Origin of the sequence: Isoptericola sediminis, assembly GCF_013085345.1 — a bacterium.
Taxonomy (GTDB): domain Bacteria; phylum Actinomycetota; class Actinomycetes; order Actinomycetales; family Cellulomonadaceae; genus Isoptericola; species Isoptericola sediminis.
In genome coordinates, this window is record NZ_JABFAJ010000008.1 from 1 (window position 1) to 14,614 (window position 14,614).

General features: G+C 73.3%; 13 protein-coding genes. 2 read left to right on the plus strand and 11 right to left on the minus strand.

Features of this window, described 5'->3' with window-relative positions:
* Together HLI28_RS04225 and HLI28_RS04230 are read right to left on the minus strand one after the other, a co-directional pair.
* A partial coding sequence (locus HLI28_RS04225) for an HdeD family acid-resistance protein (protein ID WP_171246268.1) occupies positions 1-980 on the minus strand: 980 nt, incomplete at its 3' end.
* Positions 981-1,051: 71 nt separating this feature from the next.
* Positions 1,052-1,711 carry a TetR/AcrR family transcriptional regulator gene (locus HLI28_RS04230; protein WP_171246269.1) on the minus strand — a complete coding sequence of 220 codons (660 nt, stop codon included), beginning with the start codon at positions 1,709-1,711 and terminating at the stop codon, positions 1,052-1,054.
* Between the two features lie 156 nt (positions 1,712-1,867).
* On the opposite strand from HLI28_RS04230, the gene HLI28_RS04235 reads away from it, so the two are divergent.
* Both HLI28_RS04235 and HLI28_RS04240 read left to right on the plus strand, forming a co-directional pair.
* Positions 1,868-3,043, plus strand: coding sequence for an MFS transporter (locus HLI28_RS04235; RefSeq protein ID WP_171246270.1), 1,176 nt, complete (start codon positions 1,868-1,870; stop codon positions 3,041-3,043).
* A gap of 117 nt (positions 3,044-3,160) precedes the next feature.
* Positions 3,161-3,622, plus strand: a complete 462-nt coding sequence (locus HLI28_RS04240) for a hypothetical protein (RefSeq protein WP_171246271.1) — start codon at positions 3,161-3,163, stop codon at positions 3,620-3,622.
* A gap of 4 nt (positions 3,623-3,626) precedes the next feature.
* On the opposite strand, the gene HLI28_RS04245 is transcribed toward HLI28_RS04240, so the two are convergent.
* The 9 genes from HLI28_RS04245 to infB form a co-directional block, all read right to left on the minus strand.
* On the minus strand, positions 3,627-4,106 hold the full coding sequence (locus HLI28_RS04245; protein WP_171246272.1) for a hypothetical protein: 480 nt from the start codon (positions 4,104-4,106) through the stop codon (positions 3,627-3,629).
* Entirely contained in the window at positions 4,103-4,882 is a 780-nt protein-coding gene (dapB, locus tag HLI28_RS04250) for a 4-hydroxy-tetrahydrodipicolinate reductase (RefSeq protein WP_343035651.1), read from the minus strand. Before dapB ends, HLI28_RS04245 begins: the two co-directional genes overlap by 4 nt.
* A gap of 10 nt (positions 4,883-4,892) precedes the next feature.
* Entirely contained in the window at positions 4,893-6,221 is a 1,329-nt protein-coding gene (locus HLI28_RS04255) for a M16 family metallopeptidase (protein ID WP_171246274.1), read from the minus strand.
* A gap of 8 nt (positions 6,222-6,229) precedes the next feature.
* Positions 6,230-8,476, minus strand: a complete 2,247-nt coding sequence (locus HLI28_RS04260; protein WP_171246275.1) for a polyribonucleotide nucleotidyltransferase — start codon at positions 8,474-8,476, stop codon at positions 6,230-6,232.
* A 211-nt stretch (positions 8,477-8,687) separates the two neighbouring features.
* The gene (gene rpsO, locus HLI28_RS04265) at positions 8,688-8,957 is read right to left on the minus strand and encodes a 30S ribosomal protein S15 (protein ID WP_171246276.1); all 270 of its coding nucleotides are present in this window, start codon (positions 8,955-8,957) and stop codon (positions 8,688-8,690) included.
* Positions 8,958-9,048: 91 nt separating this feature from the next.
* Positions 9,049-10,026 carry a bifunctional riboflavin kinase/FAD synthetase gene (locus HLI28_RS04270; RefSeq protein ID WP_171246277.1) on the minus strand — a complete coding sequence of 326 codons (978 nt, stop codon included), beginning with the start codon at positions 10,024-10,026 and terminating at the stop codon, positions 9,049-9,051.
* A 68-nt stretch (positions 10,027-10,094) separates the two neighbouring features.
* Entirely contained in the window at positions 10,095-11,054 is a 960-nt protein-coding gene (truB, locus tag HLI28_RS04275) for a tRNA pseudouridine(55) synthase TruB (protein ID WP_343035652.1), read from the minus strand.
* 95 nt (positions 11,055-11,149) lie between these two features.
* Entirely contained in the window at positions 11,150-11,581 is a 432-nt protein-coding gene (rbfA, locus tag HLI28_RS04280; RefSeq protein WP_171246279.1) for a 30S ribosome-binding factor RbfA, read from the minus strand.
* Between the two features lie 87 nt (positions 11,582-11,668).
* Positions 11,669-14,554 carry a translation initiation factor IF-2 gene (gene infB / locus HLI28_RS04285; RefSeq protein ID WP_171246280.1) on the minus strand — a complete coding sequence of 962 codons (2,886 nt, stop codon included), beginning with the start codon at positions 14,552-14,554 and terminating at the stop codon, positions 11,669-11,671.
* Positions 14,555-14,614 lie beyond the last annotated feature (60 nt).

Below are 14,614 nucleotides of genomic sequence, written 5' to 3' on the forward strand. Positions count from 1 at the left end.
GCGGTGCCGTCCGGGCGCTCCTCGGTCCCGTCGGCCGTCGCGTCGTGCGGGCCGTGCTCGTCGGCCGAGGGCGGGGTGCGGCTGTCGTCCGCGGCGGAGCCACCGCTGGTGACCGCGTCCGCGCCCGGCGTGGCGGGACGGGCCACGGGCGAGGCGGAGTGGTCCTCGGGCGAGGCGGAGTGGTCCTCGGGCGAGGCGGAGTGGTCCTCGGGCTCCGACGCCGGAGACGTGCCGGAGCCGCCTCCGTCCGTGAGAGCGCCGGCGGACCGCGGACCGGAGGCCCGCGCGGGGGTGACCTGCGGGTTCGCGGACCCGAGGACGGACCCCCCGGTCACGGTGACACCGACCCGTTCGGCCTGCTCCCGCAGGCTGCTCAGCTCCCGTGCCACCGACCGGACGGCGAACCCGGAGACGATGTCCAGCGCCCCGGCCACGAACGCGAACAGGGCGAACACGATCGCCACGAGCCGGAGCACGTCGAGGGAGTCCAGCGGCCGGGTGACCAGCAGCAGCCCGAACAGCGTCGCCGTGATCCCGAACGCGACCATCCACGGCCAGCCGAGGTCGCGGTTCCGGGTCAGCGCGGCCCCGCCGATGATCGCCACCACGCCGAGCACGATCGCCCAGACGGCGAGCACGTAGTAGAGCGGGGTGGGTGTCAGGTCCGGCCACAGGGCCACGGCGGCACCGAATCCGATGTTCACGCCCGCCTGGGCGAGCCACCAGGCGGATCCGACCTGCCGACTGTGCGCCACCCACTGGACCAGGACCAGCACCCCGTCGAACGCCAGGAAGATCCCGATGAGCAGCCGCAGGATCTCCAGCTCCTCGAGCGGCTCGATCATCAGCAGCAGGCCGAGCACGATGAAGGCCGTGCCCCGCAGCACGGGCAGCCACCAGATCCGCCGGAAGGGGTTGTGCGGGTCCGGCGGCGTCGCGTCGACCGTCTCGTCCGGGGTGGGTGCGTCGTCGCGTGCCATGCGAGCCCTTCGTCGATGCCTGCTGACCTGCGGCCATGCTATGCGCACCGGCGCGGACGCGCCCGGGAGCCTCAGGGGGCGGGGGCGTCCTGCGGCGGGGTGACGAGGATCAGGTCGAGGTAGGCCCCCAGCGTGGCCGCCATGTCCGGGCGCTGTGCGCGCGGGAGGTCGCGGGCGAGCAGCCACTGCAGCTGCATGCCGTCCATGATCGCGACGAGCGAGCGCGCCGTGGTCTCGAGGTCGAGCCCGGGCACGAGCTCGCCGGCGTCCCGGCGGGCGGCGAGCTCGTCGACGATCAGCGCGATCGTCCGGGCGTATCGCCGTTCGAAGTACGCGTGCGCGGGGTGGTCCGCGGAGGTCGCCTCCGCGGCGACCGAGGTGTACAGGTCGACGATGGCGGGCCGGAGCGCGTTGCGCTCCATCAGGTGCACGAGCGCGGTGAAGAGGTCGGTCCCCCGCTCCCGGTCCGCCTCGAGGTCCGCCTCGTCGACCGCGTCGCGGTGCTCCAGGAGCGCCTCGAGCACCGCGGCCTTGGTCGGGAAGTGATGCAGCAGGCCGGGATGGGAGATGCCGGCGGCACCGGCGATGTCCCGCAGCGAGGTGCCGTGGAAGCCGGCCTCCCCGAACAGCGTGATCGCCGCCTGCAGGATCTGCTCGCGCTTCCTGCGCCCCCGGGCGTAGCCCCCCGCCCGCGCGGCTCCGGCCTGCGGCGTCGCACCCGTCGTCGTCATCGCACTCCTTCGCCCGTCACGTGGCCATCATGCCAGGGTCGCACGAACCCCGACCAGTCGGTAAGTGCCCGTCCGACCGGTCGAAGATCCGTGATGACCGCCACTCCTCACCCCGGCCGACGTCCGGGCCCGACGTCGCGGTGACAGGATGTCCCGGTGACACACCGCACCGTCCGGGACGCCGCCGCGGGGATCACGGTCCTGGCGGTGGCGAACTTCGTCGCCATCACGACCGAGGTCCTGCCGGTCGGCCTGCTGCCGCAGCTCGCGGGTGGCCTCGGCGTCCCCGAGTCCACCGCCGGGTTGCTGGTGTCCGTCTACGCCTTCGTCGTCGCCGCGTGCGCGGTGCCGCTGACGCTGGCCACACGGCGCCTGGCCCGCAAGCCGCTCCTGCTCACGACGGTCGTCGTCTACACCGCCGCGAACCTGCTCGCCGCCGTCGCACCGTCCTTCGCCGTCGTCGTGGCCGCCCGGACGCTCGGCGGCCTCGGGCACGCCCTGTTCTTCTCGGTGTCCATCGCCTACGCGGCACGGCTGGTCTCGCCGCTGTACACGGGACGCGCCGTGACGCTCGTGACCACCGGTGGCACCTTCGGGTTCGTCCTGGGCGTCCCGCTGTCCACCTCGCTGGGGGCGGCCGTCGGCTGGCGGTGGTCCTTCGCCGTCCTGGCCGGCGTCTGCGCGCTCACCGCGGTCCTCGTCGCCCGGTTGCTGCCCCCGGTGGAGGTCGCGCCGGGTGCGGGCGAGGGCGCCTCCTCCGACGCCCGTGGCGGGCGTTCGCGCCTCGGGATCGTCGTCGGCACCAACACCCTGCTGTTCGTGGGCCAGTACACCGTCTACACGTTCATCTCGTTGCTGCTGCTCGCGACGGGGCTCGGCGAGGCCGCGGTCGGACCGGCCCTGCTCGTGTTCGGCGCCCTGGGGATCCTGGGCCTGTGGGCGGCCGGCCGCTACCTGGACCGCAGGCCACGGACCCTGACCCTCGCCACGATCGCCGTGATGGTGCTCGCCCTGGCGGCCGTCGCGCTGGGGCTGCCGCACCAGGGCGTGGTGCTGGTCGGTGCGGCCGTCTGGCTCGCCGCGTTCGGGGCGGTGCCGGCCGCCTTCCAGACGCTGGCGCTGCGGGCCCGCGGTGCGAGCGCCGACGTCGCCGGGGCGTTCGTCAACGCCACCTCGAACCTCGGCATCGGTCTGGGGGCGGCCGTGGGGTCCGTGGTCGTCGCGGGACCGGGTCTGGCGACCCTCGCCTGGACCGGGGCGGCGGCCATGGCGCTGGCCGGTGCCGTGGTCGTCGTGGCACGGCAGGCGTTCCCGCACGACCCCGCGCGGTAACCCGCACGTGACGATGCCGTAGCACCCTGGTGGCAGGCTGGGCGCATGTCCGAGGTCGGGGATGGGTCCGCAGGTCCGAGCAGCAGGCGGCGGCGTCTGGCGAGTCCGACGGAACCGATGATCACGGACTACTTCGCCGCACCCTCCGACGCCCTGGCCGCGACGGTGCTGCAGGTCGAGGACGGGCCCAGCACACCGACGCGCGGTTCGGGCGAACCCCTCTTCGACACCGTGGCCCTGCCGTCCGTCGACCCGTTCGTCGCCCTCGCCGTGCTGGCCGGCACCACGTTCGGGCTGCCCTACGGCGAGGTGACCGGCGCCGCGCGCCACGGGCAGGTCGTCGACGGCCGCGACGAGGGGCCGTTCGTCGTCACCGTCGCCGACGAGCTGGCCGCGCACCTGGCGGCGGCGTCCCCCCACCAGCTCGGCGAGGCGGCGCAGCGCTGGGTGCACGGAGGCGAGCACGCGGGCGACGCCGAGGAGCTGGCACGGGCCCTCCAGGGCCTCGGCGAGCTCGCGTGGCGGGCCGCCGACGTCCGCCACCACCTGTACTGCTGGACGCGGTGGCCGGCCCGGTGAGGGGTCAGCCGGAGAACAGCGAGGAGGCCCGGCGCAGCGCGGCGCGCGCGCGGCGGCGGTCGTGGGCGGCGTCGTAGGCGAACGCCAGGTGGTACCAGGCCCGCCAGCTCTCGGGCTCGGCCTCGACGGCCCGCTGCGCCTCCGCGAACGCGGCGTCGGCCGCGTCGCGGTCGATGCGTCCCCCCGGGGACCGGGGCAGGTCGTCGACCGGGAGCTCGCCGGACCCGGCGAGGGTGTCGGCCATGCGCTGCACCCGGGCCGCCAGCCAGAACTCGCGGGCGATGAGCCCGACCACGAGCAGCGGGATGACGAGCACCGCCACGCCGATCGCGACCAGCACCGCCTCGCCGCTGGCGATCATCGCGACGCCGCGTCCGACGATCGCCCAGACGTAGATCGCCAGCAGCCCGGTGACGGCCAGGGCGCCGACGAGACCGCGCGGCGGGCGGCTCCGGGTGGCCGGGGACGGCTCGGACGAGGTCACGACAGGTCCAGCACGTTCTCGAGGCCGACGGTGAGGCCCGGCCGCGAGCCGACCTCGCGCACCGCGAGCAGCACGCCCGGCATGAACGAGGCGCGGTCGAAGGAGTCCTGCCGGATCGTGAGCTGCTCGCCGGCGTTGCCGAACAGGATCTCCTCGTGGGCGACGAGACCGCGCAGCCGGACCGCGTGCACCCGGACCCCGTCGACGTCCGCGCCCCGGGCGTCCCAGCCGTTCTGGGTGGCGTCCGGGGACGGCTCCAGGCCGGCCTCCGCCCGTGCGGCGGCGATCGCGGCCGCCGTGTGCCGCGCCGTGCCGGAGGGCGCGTCGACCTTGTCCGGGTGGTGCAGCTCGACGACCTCCGCGGACTCGAAGTAGCGCGCCGCCCGGGCGGCGAACGTCATCGCCAGCACGGCGGACAACCCGAAGTTCGGCGCGATGAGGACGCCAGGACCCGGCCCGTCGCCCGCCGCGGCGAGCCGCTCGAGGTGCTCGGCCACCCGGCCGCGCGAGTCGTCGTCCCAGCCGGTGGTCCCGACCACGACGTCGGCGCCGGCGTCCAGCGCCGCGTGCACGTTCGCCTCGGTGGCGGCGGGGACGCTGAAGTCGACCGCGACCTGGGCCCCGGACTCGCGGACGACGGCCGCCACGTCGTCGCCGGCGCCGATGCGCGCGACGAGCTCCAGGTCCTCGGCGGCCTCGACGGCGGCGCACGTCTGGCCACCCATGCGGCCGGCCGCCCCGACGACGGCCACCCTCACGGCGCTGCTGCTGCTCACGATCATCTCCTCATTCCGTGAAGGGCCCCACCCGCACCACCGACCGCGGCCGCGCGGCCAGGTCGGCGGCGAGCTCCCGCACGTCCTCGCGGGTCACGGACCGGATGCGCTCCAGGGACTCGTCGACGGTCATCAGCTCGCCCAGGACGAGCTCGGACCGGCCCAGGCGGCTCATCCGCGACCCGGTGTCCTCGAGCCCGAGCACGAGCCCGCCGGAGAGCTGCCCGACGGACCGGTCGAGCTCCGCGACGGTGATGCCGTCCTCGGCCAGCCGGTCGAGCTCGGCGCCGAGCATCGTGACGACCTCGTCGGTGCGCCCGGGCGTGCATCCCGCGTACAGCCCGAAGGTCCCCAGTCCCCCGTGGCCCTGGGCGAAGGAGTACGTGGCGTAGGCGAGCCCGCGCTTCTCCCGGATCTCCTGGAACAGCCGCGAGGACATGCTGCCGCCGAGCACCGCGTTGAGCACGGTCATGGTGAAGCGGCGCTCGTCGGTCGCGCTCAGCCCGGTGGTGCCGAGGATGACGTTCGCCTGCTCGATCGGGCGGTGCACGGTGACGTCCACGCCCTCGGTGGGCACGCCGTCCGACTCCGGGGCGTCCGACCGCCGCGGCCGCGGGCTGGCGGGGACGGTCAGGTCCCAGCCGCCGGCCGACAACGCCTCGCCGACCTGGTCGACGAGCCGGTCGTGGTCGACACCGCCTGCCGCCGCGACCACGAGGGTCTCGGGCCGGTAGTGCCACCGGTAGTGCTCCCAGACCGCCTCGCGCGGCACGCCACGGATCGCGTCCGGGGTGCCGCCGATCGGACGGCCCAGCGGGTGGCTGCCGAGCACGGCGGCGGCGAACCGCTCGTGCGCCAGGTCCGCGGGGTCGTCCTCGGCCATCGCGAGCTCCTCGAGGATCACACCCCGCTCCGTCTCGAGCTCGTCGGGGTCGAGCCGTGCCGAGGTCATCATGTCGCTGACGACGTCGACCGCCATCGGGACGTCGGCGTCGAGCACCCGCGCGTAGTAGCACGTGTGCTCCTTGCCGGTCGCGGCGTTGGCCTCGCCGCCGACGGCGTCGAACGCCTCGGCGATGTCCAGCGCCGACCGGCGCGCCGTGCCCTTGAACAGCAGGTGCTCGAGGAAGTGGGTCGATCCGTGGTGCCCGTCGGTCTCGTCGCGGGACCCGACGCCGACCCAGGCGCCGACGGTGGCCGAGCGCAGCCCCGGCATGTGCTCGGTCAGCACACGCACACCGCCGGGCAGGACGGTGCGACGGATCGTCGCACCGTCCTGCCCGGCGGTCAGCTCGGCACCCGGCTGATCCGCTCCGACGAGCGGCAGGTGCTGGCTCATGGGTGAGATCAGGCCTCGCTCGCCTCGGTGGCGACGGCCTCGTCGGCGGGCTTGTCGTCCTCCTCGGTGATCGCGACCAGCGACAGCTTGCCGCGGGAGTCGATCTCACCGATCTCGACCTGGATCTTCTGGCCGATGGACAGGACGTCGTCGACGTTCTCCACCCGCTTGCCACCGACCAGCTTGCGCAGCTGGCTGATGTGCAGCAGACCGTCCTTGCCGGGGGCCAGCGAGATGAAGGCCCCGAACGAGGTGGTCTTGACCACGGTGCCGACGAAGCGCTCGCCGACCTCGGGGACGTGCGGGTTGGCGATCGCGTTGATCGACGCCCGCGCCGCCTCGGCGCTCGGGCCGTCAGTCGCACCGATGTAGACCGTGCCGTCGTCCTCGATGGAGATGTCCGCGCCGGTCTCCTCCTGGATCTGGTTGATCATCTTGCCCTTGGGCCCGATGACCTCACCGATCTTGTCGACGGGGACCTTGACCGCGATGACGCGCGGCGCGTTCGGCGACATCTCGTCCGGGGTGTCGATGGCCTCGGCGATGACGTCGAGGATCGTCAGACGGGCGTCGTGGGCCTGACCCAGCGCGGCCGACAGCACGGAGGCCGGGATGCCGTCGAGCTTGGTGTCGAGCTGGATGGCGGTGACGAACTCCCGGGTGCCGGCGACCTTGAAGTCCATGTCGCCGAAGGCGTCCTCGGCACCGAGGATGTCGGTCATCGCGGCGTAGCGGGTCTCCCCGTCCACCGTGTCCGAGACCAGGCCCATCGCGATGCCCGCCACCGGCGCCTTGAGGGGCACTCCGGCGTTGAGCAGCGACAGCGTCGAGGCGCAGACCGAGCCCATCGAGGTGGACCCGTTGGAGCCGAGGGCCTCGGAGACCTGGCGGATCGCGTACGGGAACTCCTCGCGGCTCGGCAGCACCGGGACCAGGGCGCGCTCGGCGAGCGCGCCGTGGCCGATCTCACGGCGCTTGGGCGAGCCGACACGGCCGGTCTCACCGGTCGAGTACGGCGGGAAGTTGTAGTTGTGCATGTAGCGCTTGCGCGTGACCGGCCCCAGGGAGTCGATCTGCTGCTCCATGCGCAGCATGTTCAGCGTCGTGACGCCCAGGATCTGGGTCTCGCCACGCTCGAACAGCGCCGAGCCGTGCACCCGCGGGAGCACCTCGACCTCGGCCGACAGGGTGCGGATGTCCGCGAGCCCACGGCCGTCGATCCGCACGCCGTCGGTCAGCACGCGCTGACGCACGAGCTGCTTCTGCAGGGAGCGGAAGGCCGCCGAGAGCTCCTTCTCGCGGCCCTCGAACTGCTCGGCGAGCTGCTCGAGCATCCCCGCCTTGATCTCGTCGAGGCGGTTCTCGCGCTCCTGCTTGTCGCCGATCGCCAGGGCCTCGGCGGCCGGGGCGGAGACCGCGGACTCGACGGCGGCGTAGGCGTCGTCGGCGTAGTCCGGGAAAAGCGGGAACTCGGCGACGTCCTTGGCCGACTGCGAGGCCAGCGAGAGCTGGGCGTCGCACAGGGCGGCGATGAACGGCTTGGCCGCGTCGATGCCCTCGGCCACGACCTGCTCGGTCGGGGCGGTGGCGCCCTCGTTCTTGACCAGGTTCCAGGCGTCGTCGGTGGCCTCGGCCTCGATCATCGCGATGGCGACGTCCTCGGAACCGTCGGCGGCGGTGACCTTGCGGCCCGCGACGACCATCTCGAAGACGGCGCGCTCCTTGTCCGAGTACTTCGGGAAGGCGACCCACTGGTCGTCGATGAGCGCGATGCGCACGGCGCCGGCCGGGCCGGAGAACGGCAGGCCGGAGATCTGCGTCGACGCGGACGCGGCGTTCATCGCCAGCACGTCGTAGGCGTCGTCCGGGTGCTGCGCCATGACGGTGATGACGATCTGCACCTCGTTCCGCAGGCCCTTGACGAAGAGCGGGCGCAGCGGGCGGTCGGTGAGCCGGCAGGTGAGGATCGCCTCGGTGGACGGGCGGCCCTCACGGCGGAAGAACGAGCCGGGGATGCGGCCCGCGGCGTACATCCGCTCCTCGACGTCCACCGTCAGCGGGAAGAAGTCGAACTGGTCCTTGGGGTGCTTACCGACCGCGGTGGTCGACAGCAGCATGGTCTCGTCGTCGAGGTAGGCGGAGACGGCGCCGGCGGCCTGCCGGGCCAGTCGGCCGGTCTCGAAGCGGACGGTACGGGTGCCGAAGCGGCCGTTGTCGATGACGGCCTCGGCGGACTGGATCTCGGGACCCTCCACGGGTGCCCTCCTTGCTCTCGAAGGCGCCGCCCGCCCGAGCGACGGTCTTCGATCGAGGCCCTCGGAGCACACCGGGGGAACCGGCGGATCGGGGGGCCACTACCGAGGACCGGACGACGGCCCGGCGGCGCGGTGTGCGTGTTACGTCTACAAGGACATCACACCAGACCAGCCCGGTCCCTGCGAGAGGGACCGGGCTGGTGGCGGGACGTCAGCGGCGCAGGCCGAGGCGCTCGATGAGCGCGCGGTAGCGCTGGATGTCGACCTTCTGCAGGTAGCTGAGCAGACGGCGACGCTGGCCGACCAGGAGGAGCAGACCACGACGGGAGTGGTGGTCCTGCTTGTGCTCCTTGAGGTGCTCGGTCAGGTCGGTGATCCGCTGGGTCAGCAGAGCGATCTGGACCTCCGGCGAGCCGGTGTCGCCCTCGTGAGTCGCGTACTCGGTGATGATGTTCTGCTTCGTGGCAGCGTCGAGCGGCATGGCTCTCCTTCTGGTGTCGTTGCGCGGTGCTCCGGGACTTCTTCACCGGGCGCTCTGGATCCGCGGCCGATCTACGGCAGCGACCATCGTATCAGGACAGCAGCACACCGCGGGCGCGGGCCACGTCGTGCGTCATCTGCTCGACCAGCGCCTCGATGCCGTCGAACCGGACCGTCGGACGCAGGTGCTCGACCATCTCGAGCACCACCTCCTCGCCGTACAGGTCGAGATCGGTGCGGTCCAGGACGTAGGCCTCCACCCGCCGTTCGACGCCGTCGAACGTCGGGTTGGTGCCGATCGAGATCGCCGCGGGCAGCAACGCGTCGGGGTCCGCGGGCTTCTGGCCCGCCAGACCGGGCCGGCGCAGCCACCCCGCGTACACCCCGTCGGCGGGGACCATGCCGGCGATGTCCCCCAGGTTGGCCGTGGGGAACCCGAGCTCGCGGCCGCGGGCGTCCCCCCGCACGACGACGCCCCGCACCCGGTGGGGCCGGCCCAGGACGTCGGCGGCCTGGGCGACGTCGCCCTCGGCGATCAGGGCGCGTGCCGCCGAGCTCGACCAGCGCTGGCCGGCACCGTCCTGCGCGGGCTGGCACTCCCCCACGTCGTCGATCGCCACGACCTCGAACCCGTGGCGCCCGCCCAGGTCGACCATGGTGGCCAGCGTCCCGGCGTTGGCCCGGCCGAAGCGCACGTCGTGGCCCACGACGACGCTGCGCGCACCGAGCGCCCCGGTGAGGTAGCGCGTGACGAACTCCTCGGGGCTCTGCTCCGCGAAGTCCAGGGTGTAGCGGATCACGAGGACGGCGTCGAGGCCGGTCTCCGCCAGCAGCTCGAGGCGGTCGTCGATCCCCGTGATGAGCTCGGGGGCGGAGTCGGGACGGTGGACGGCGGCGGGGTGCGGGTCGAAGGTCACGGCGACCGCGGCGCAGCCGTCGGCGCGCGCCAGGCGGACGAGTCGGGCGAGCACCGCCTGGTGACCGCGGTGCACGCCGTCGAAGTTGCCGATCGTCACGACCGACGGACCGAAGTCCTCGGGGACCTCGGAGAGGTCCGTGAACACCTGCACGCCGATCGCGCTCCTCGTTGCCGGACGGGCCGACGCCTCACGACGCCGACGGATCAGGATAGTCCCGCTCAGGCCGGGGCGAGGACCAGGACGGGCTTGGCCCGCCGCTCCCCGCGCCGCGTCGTGTCCTCCAGCAGGGCGACGAGCGTGCCGTCCGGGGCCAGGCCCGCCACGGTGCCCCGCATGCCGGTCGGGGTCACCCACTGCCCGTAGCCCAGGGCCCGGGCCTCGGCGTCGGTCAGCTCACGGACGGGGAAGGTGCTCCGCGCGGCGTCGCCGAGCGGGAGGGTGGCGAGCACGCCGTCGGCGTCGGCCTGGGCCTCGAGCTCCTCGAGGGTCCGGGCACGATCGAGCGGGTACCCGCCGACACGGGTGCGGCGCAACGCGGTCAGGTGCCCGCCCACGCCGAGCGCCTCGCCCAGGTCCCGGGCCAGCGCACGCACGTACGTGCCCGAGGAGACCACCACCTCGACGTCGACGTCGAGCACCGCCACGCCGTCGTCGGCCGTGGCCGGACGGGACTCGAGCACCTCGAACGAGCTCACGGTGACGGGACGGTCGGCGAGCTCGACCTCCTCGCCGGCACGGGCCCGGGCGTAGGCCCGGCGTCCGTCGACCTTGATCGCGCTGACGGTGCTCGGGACCTGCCGGATGTCGCCGGTGAGAGCGGCGACCTGCCGCCCGAGGGCGGCGGGGTCCACACCCTCGCCCACGCCCCGGGCCTCGAGGGTCTCGCCCTCGGCGTCGTCGGTCGTCGTGGAGACGCCCAGCCGGATCGTCGCCCGGTAGGCCTTGTCCGCGCCCACCACGTAGGTGAGCAGCTTGGTCGCCCGACCGACGCCGACCACCAGCACACCCGTCGCCATCGGGTCCAGGGTGCCGGCGTGCCCGACCTTGCGCGTGCCCGCCAGCCGCCGGCAACGCCCGACGACGTCGTGGCTGGTCCAGCCGGCCGGCTTGTCGACGATCAGCAGACCGTCCGGCGCCGTCGGACGGCGCGGCGGGCGCGCCGTGCCACGGTCGGCCACGGGATCTCCCCTCTCTCCCACCGCCACGCGGAGGAGGTGCCGGGCCGGATCGCTCCGGCCCGGCGGACCTTCTCCCCGCGGCATCGGGGCGGTCGTCAGTCGGTGTCGTCGTCCGACGTGCGGTACGGGTCGGCGTCACCGGCCGGGGACTTGCCCTCGCGCAGCGCCGCGAGCTCGGCGTCCCGCAGCCGCGCCTGGGACAGCGCCTCGTCGAGGTGCGCCGCCGTCTCCGGCACGGAGTCCAGGTGGAAATCGATCGTCGGCGTCAGCCGCACGCCGGTCTGCTTGCCGACCTCGGAGCGGATCATGCCCTTGGCGCTCTCCAGCGCCGCCGCCGTGCCGTCGCGGTCCTCGTCGCTGCCGAGGACCGTGTAGAACACCGACGCCTGCTGCAGGTCACCGGTGACACGGACGTCCGTGACCGTCACGAAGCCGAGCCGCGGGTCCTTGATCCGCGTGTCGAGCATCTGCGCGACGATCTCCTTGATGCGGTCCGCCAACCGGCGCGCCCGCGGGTTCTCGCTCATCCGTCCTCCTTGTCATGACGCCGACGGCGCCCCGCCCCCACCGCGCTGGGCGGTGCGGACGGGGCGCCGTCGTCCGTCCCGACCTTCTCAGGCGCGGGGGATCTCGCGCATCTCGAAGGTCTCGATGATGTCGCCCTCGACGATGTCGTTGTACGACCCGAGTCCGATACCGCACTCGAAGCCCTCGCGGACCTCGGTGACGTCGTCCTTCTCGCGTCGCAGCGACTCGACCGTGAGCCCGTCGCCCACCACGCGGCCGTCGCGCAGCACGCGGGCCTTGGTGTTCCGTCGGATCGTGCCCGACCGGACGATCGAACCGGCGATGTTGCCGAACTTCGAGGACCGGAAGACCTGGCGGATCTCGGCGCTGCCGAGCTTCGCCTCCTCGTACTCCGGCTTGAGCATGCCCTTGAGGGCGGCCTCGATGTCGTCGATGGCCTGGTAGATCACCGAGTAGAACTTGACCTCGACGCCCTCGCGCTCGGCCAGGTCCTCGACACGCTCGCCGAAGCGGACGTTGAAGCCGAGGATCACGGCGTTGTCGACGGTGGCCAGGTTGACGTCGTTCTGCGTGATCGCACCCACACCGCGGTGGATGACGCGCAGGTCGACCTCGTCGCCCACGTCGATCTTGAGCAGCGCGTCCTCCAGCGCCTCGACGGCACCGGACACGTCACCCTTGATGACCAGGTTGAGCGTCTCGACCTTGCCCTGCTCGAGAGCCTTGGTGAAGTCCTCGAGGCTGATGCGCTTGCGCCGCTTGGCCAGCAGCGCGGCACGCTCGGCCGCCTCGCGCTTCTCGGCGATCTGACGAGCGGTGCGCTCGTCGGGTGCGGCGAGGAACGTGTCGCCGGCGCTCGGCACCGACGCCAGACCCAGGACCTGGACCGGACGCGCCGGACCCGCCTCGGTGACGGACTCGCCGTGCTCGTCGAACATGGCCCGCACACGACCGTGCGCGGTGCCGGCGACGATGGCGTCGCCGACGCGCAGCGTGCCCGACTGCACCAGGACGGTGGCCACGGAACCGCGGCCCTTGTCCAGGTGGGCCTCGATCGCCACACCGCGGGCGTCCTTCTCCGGGTTGGCCCGGAGGTCGAGCGCCGCGTCGGCGGTCAGCAGGACGGCCTCGAGGAGGCTGTCGATGCCCTGGCGCCGCAGCGCGGAGACCTCGACGAACATCGTGTCGCCGCCGTACTCCTCGGCCACGAGGTTGTACTCGGTGAGCTGCTGGCGGATCTTGTCGGGGTTCGCCCCCTCCTTGTCCACCTTGTTCACCGCCACGACGACCGGCACGTCCGCCGCCTGGGCGTGATTCAGCGCCTCGATCGTCTGCGGCATCACGCCGTCGTCCGCGGCCACCACGAGGATCGCGATGTCCGTCGCCTTGGCACCACGGGCACGCATGGCCGTGAAGGCCTCGTGACCCGGGGTGTCGATGAACGTGACGGCCCGGTCGGCGCCCTCGTGCTCGGTGTGCACCTGGTAGGCACCGATGTGCTGGGTGATCCCACCGGCCTCGCCGGCGACGACGTCCGTGGACCGGATGGCGTCCAGCAGCTTCGTCTTACCGTGGTCGACGTGACCCATGACGGTCACGACCGGCGGCCGCGCCTCCAGGTCCTCGTCGGTCTCGTCGGCCTCCTCGGCCTGCAGGTCGATGTCGAAGGACCCGAGCAGCTCGCGGTCCTCCTCCTCGGCGGAGACCATCTCGATCTTGTAGCCGAGCTCCGACCCGAGCGTGACGAAGGTGTCCTCGTCCAGCGACTGCGTCGCGGTCGCCATCTCGCCCAGGTGCAGGAGCACCGTGACCAGCGCCGCCGGGTTCGCGTCGATCTTGTCCGCGAAGTCGTTCAGGGACGAGCCGTAGCGCAGGCGCACCAGGGTGTTGCCGTTGCCGCGCGGGACCGAGACGCCACCCGGCGTCGGGGCCTGCATCTGCTCGAACTCTTGACGCTTCGCCCGCTTCGACTTGCGGCCCCTGACCGGCTTGCCGCCGGCGCGACCGAACGCACCCTGGGTGCTGCCACGGCCGGCGCCGCCACGGCCGCGGAACCCGCCGCCGCCACCGGGACGGAAACCGCCCCGACCGCCACCGGGACCGCCGGCACCACCGGGACCGCCCGGGCCGCCACCGCGACCACGGCCGCCGCGACCACCGCCGCCGGGACGCTCGCCCGGTCGCGGCATGCTGGTCTTGCCCGGCATCATGCCCGGGTTCGGGCGCGGGGCGCCCGGACGCGGAGCGGCCGGACGCGGGGCACCCGGACGCGGACCGCCGGAACGCTCGGCCGGCTTGCCCTCGCCGCGCGCGGGCCGCTGCTGCATGCCCTGCTGCGAGGAGTACGGGTTGTTGCCCGGCCGCGGACCCCCGCCACGCTGCATGCCCTGCTGGGACGCGTAGGGGTTGTTGCCCGGCCGCGGACCGCCGCTGCGGCCGCCACCACCGGAACGCTGCCCGCCCGGCTTCGGTGCACCCGGCTTGGGGCCGCCACCCGGCTTGGGCGCGCCGCCCGGCTTCGGTGCCGACCCGGGGGTCGGAGCAGCGGGCTTCTCGGCCTGCGGTGCCTTCTCGGCAGCGGGCTTCGGGGTCTCCGCCGCCGGTGCCTTCTCGGCACCCGGCTTCGGCGCGGCCCCGGGCTTCGCCGCACCCGGCTTGGGTGCGGAACCCGGCTTCGGCGCCTCGGCGGGCGTCGAGGCGGCAGGCTTCGCGGCCTGCTCGCCGGCCGCCGCCGGTGCACCCGGCTTGGGCGCGGCGGGCTTCTTCTTCGGGGCAGGCTTGGCGGACTTGCCGTCCTTGGCCGCTCCGGCGTCGGACGCCGTGAACTTGCCGCGCATCATGCGCTCGACCGGTGCCTCGAGCGTCGAGGACGCCGACCGGACGAATTCACCTGAGGCCTTCAGCTCGGCCAGCAGGGTCTTGCTCTCCACCCCGAGCTGCTTCGCCAGCTCGTGGACGCGGATCTTCGCCACATCTCTCCTGTCTCGGCCCCACCGAGACAGGCAGGACCGTCGCTAGTACTGAGTACTCAT

Excerpts from the sequence above, each read along its gene's own strand:
- HLI28_RS04230 (WP_171246269.1), bottom strand. The coding sequence starts at position 1,711 with ATGACGACGACGGGTGCGACGCCGCAGGCCGGAGCCGCGCGGGCGGGG.
- HLI28_RS04240 (WP_171246271.1), top strand. The coding sequence starts at position 3,161 with ATGATCACGGACTACTTCGCCGCACCCTCCGACGCCCTGGCCGCGACG.
- HLI28_RS04255 (WP_171246274.1), bottom strand. The coding sequence starts at position 6,221 with ATGAGCCAGCACCTGCCGCTCGTCGGAGCGGATCAGCCGGGTGCCGAG.
- rpsO (WP_171246276.1), bottom strand. The coding sequence starts at position 8,957 with ATGCCGCTCGACGCTGCCACGAAGCAGAACATCATCACCGAGTACGCG.
- rbfA (WP_171246279.1), bottom strand. The coding sequence starts at position 11,581 with ATGAGCGAGAACCCGCGGGCGCGCCGGTTGGCGGACCGCATCAAGGAG.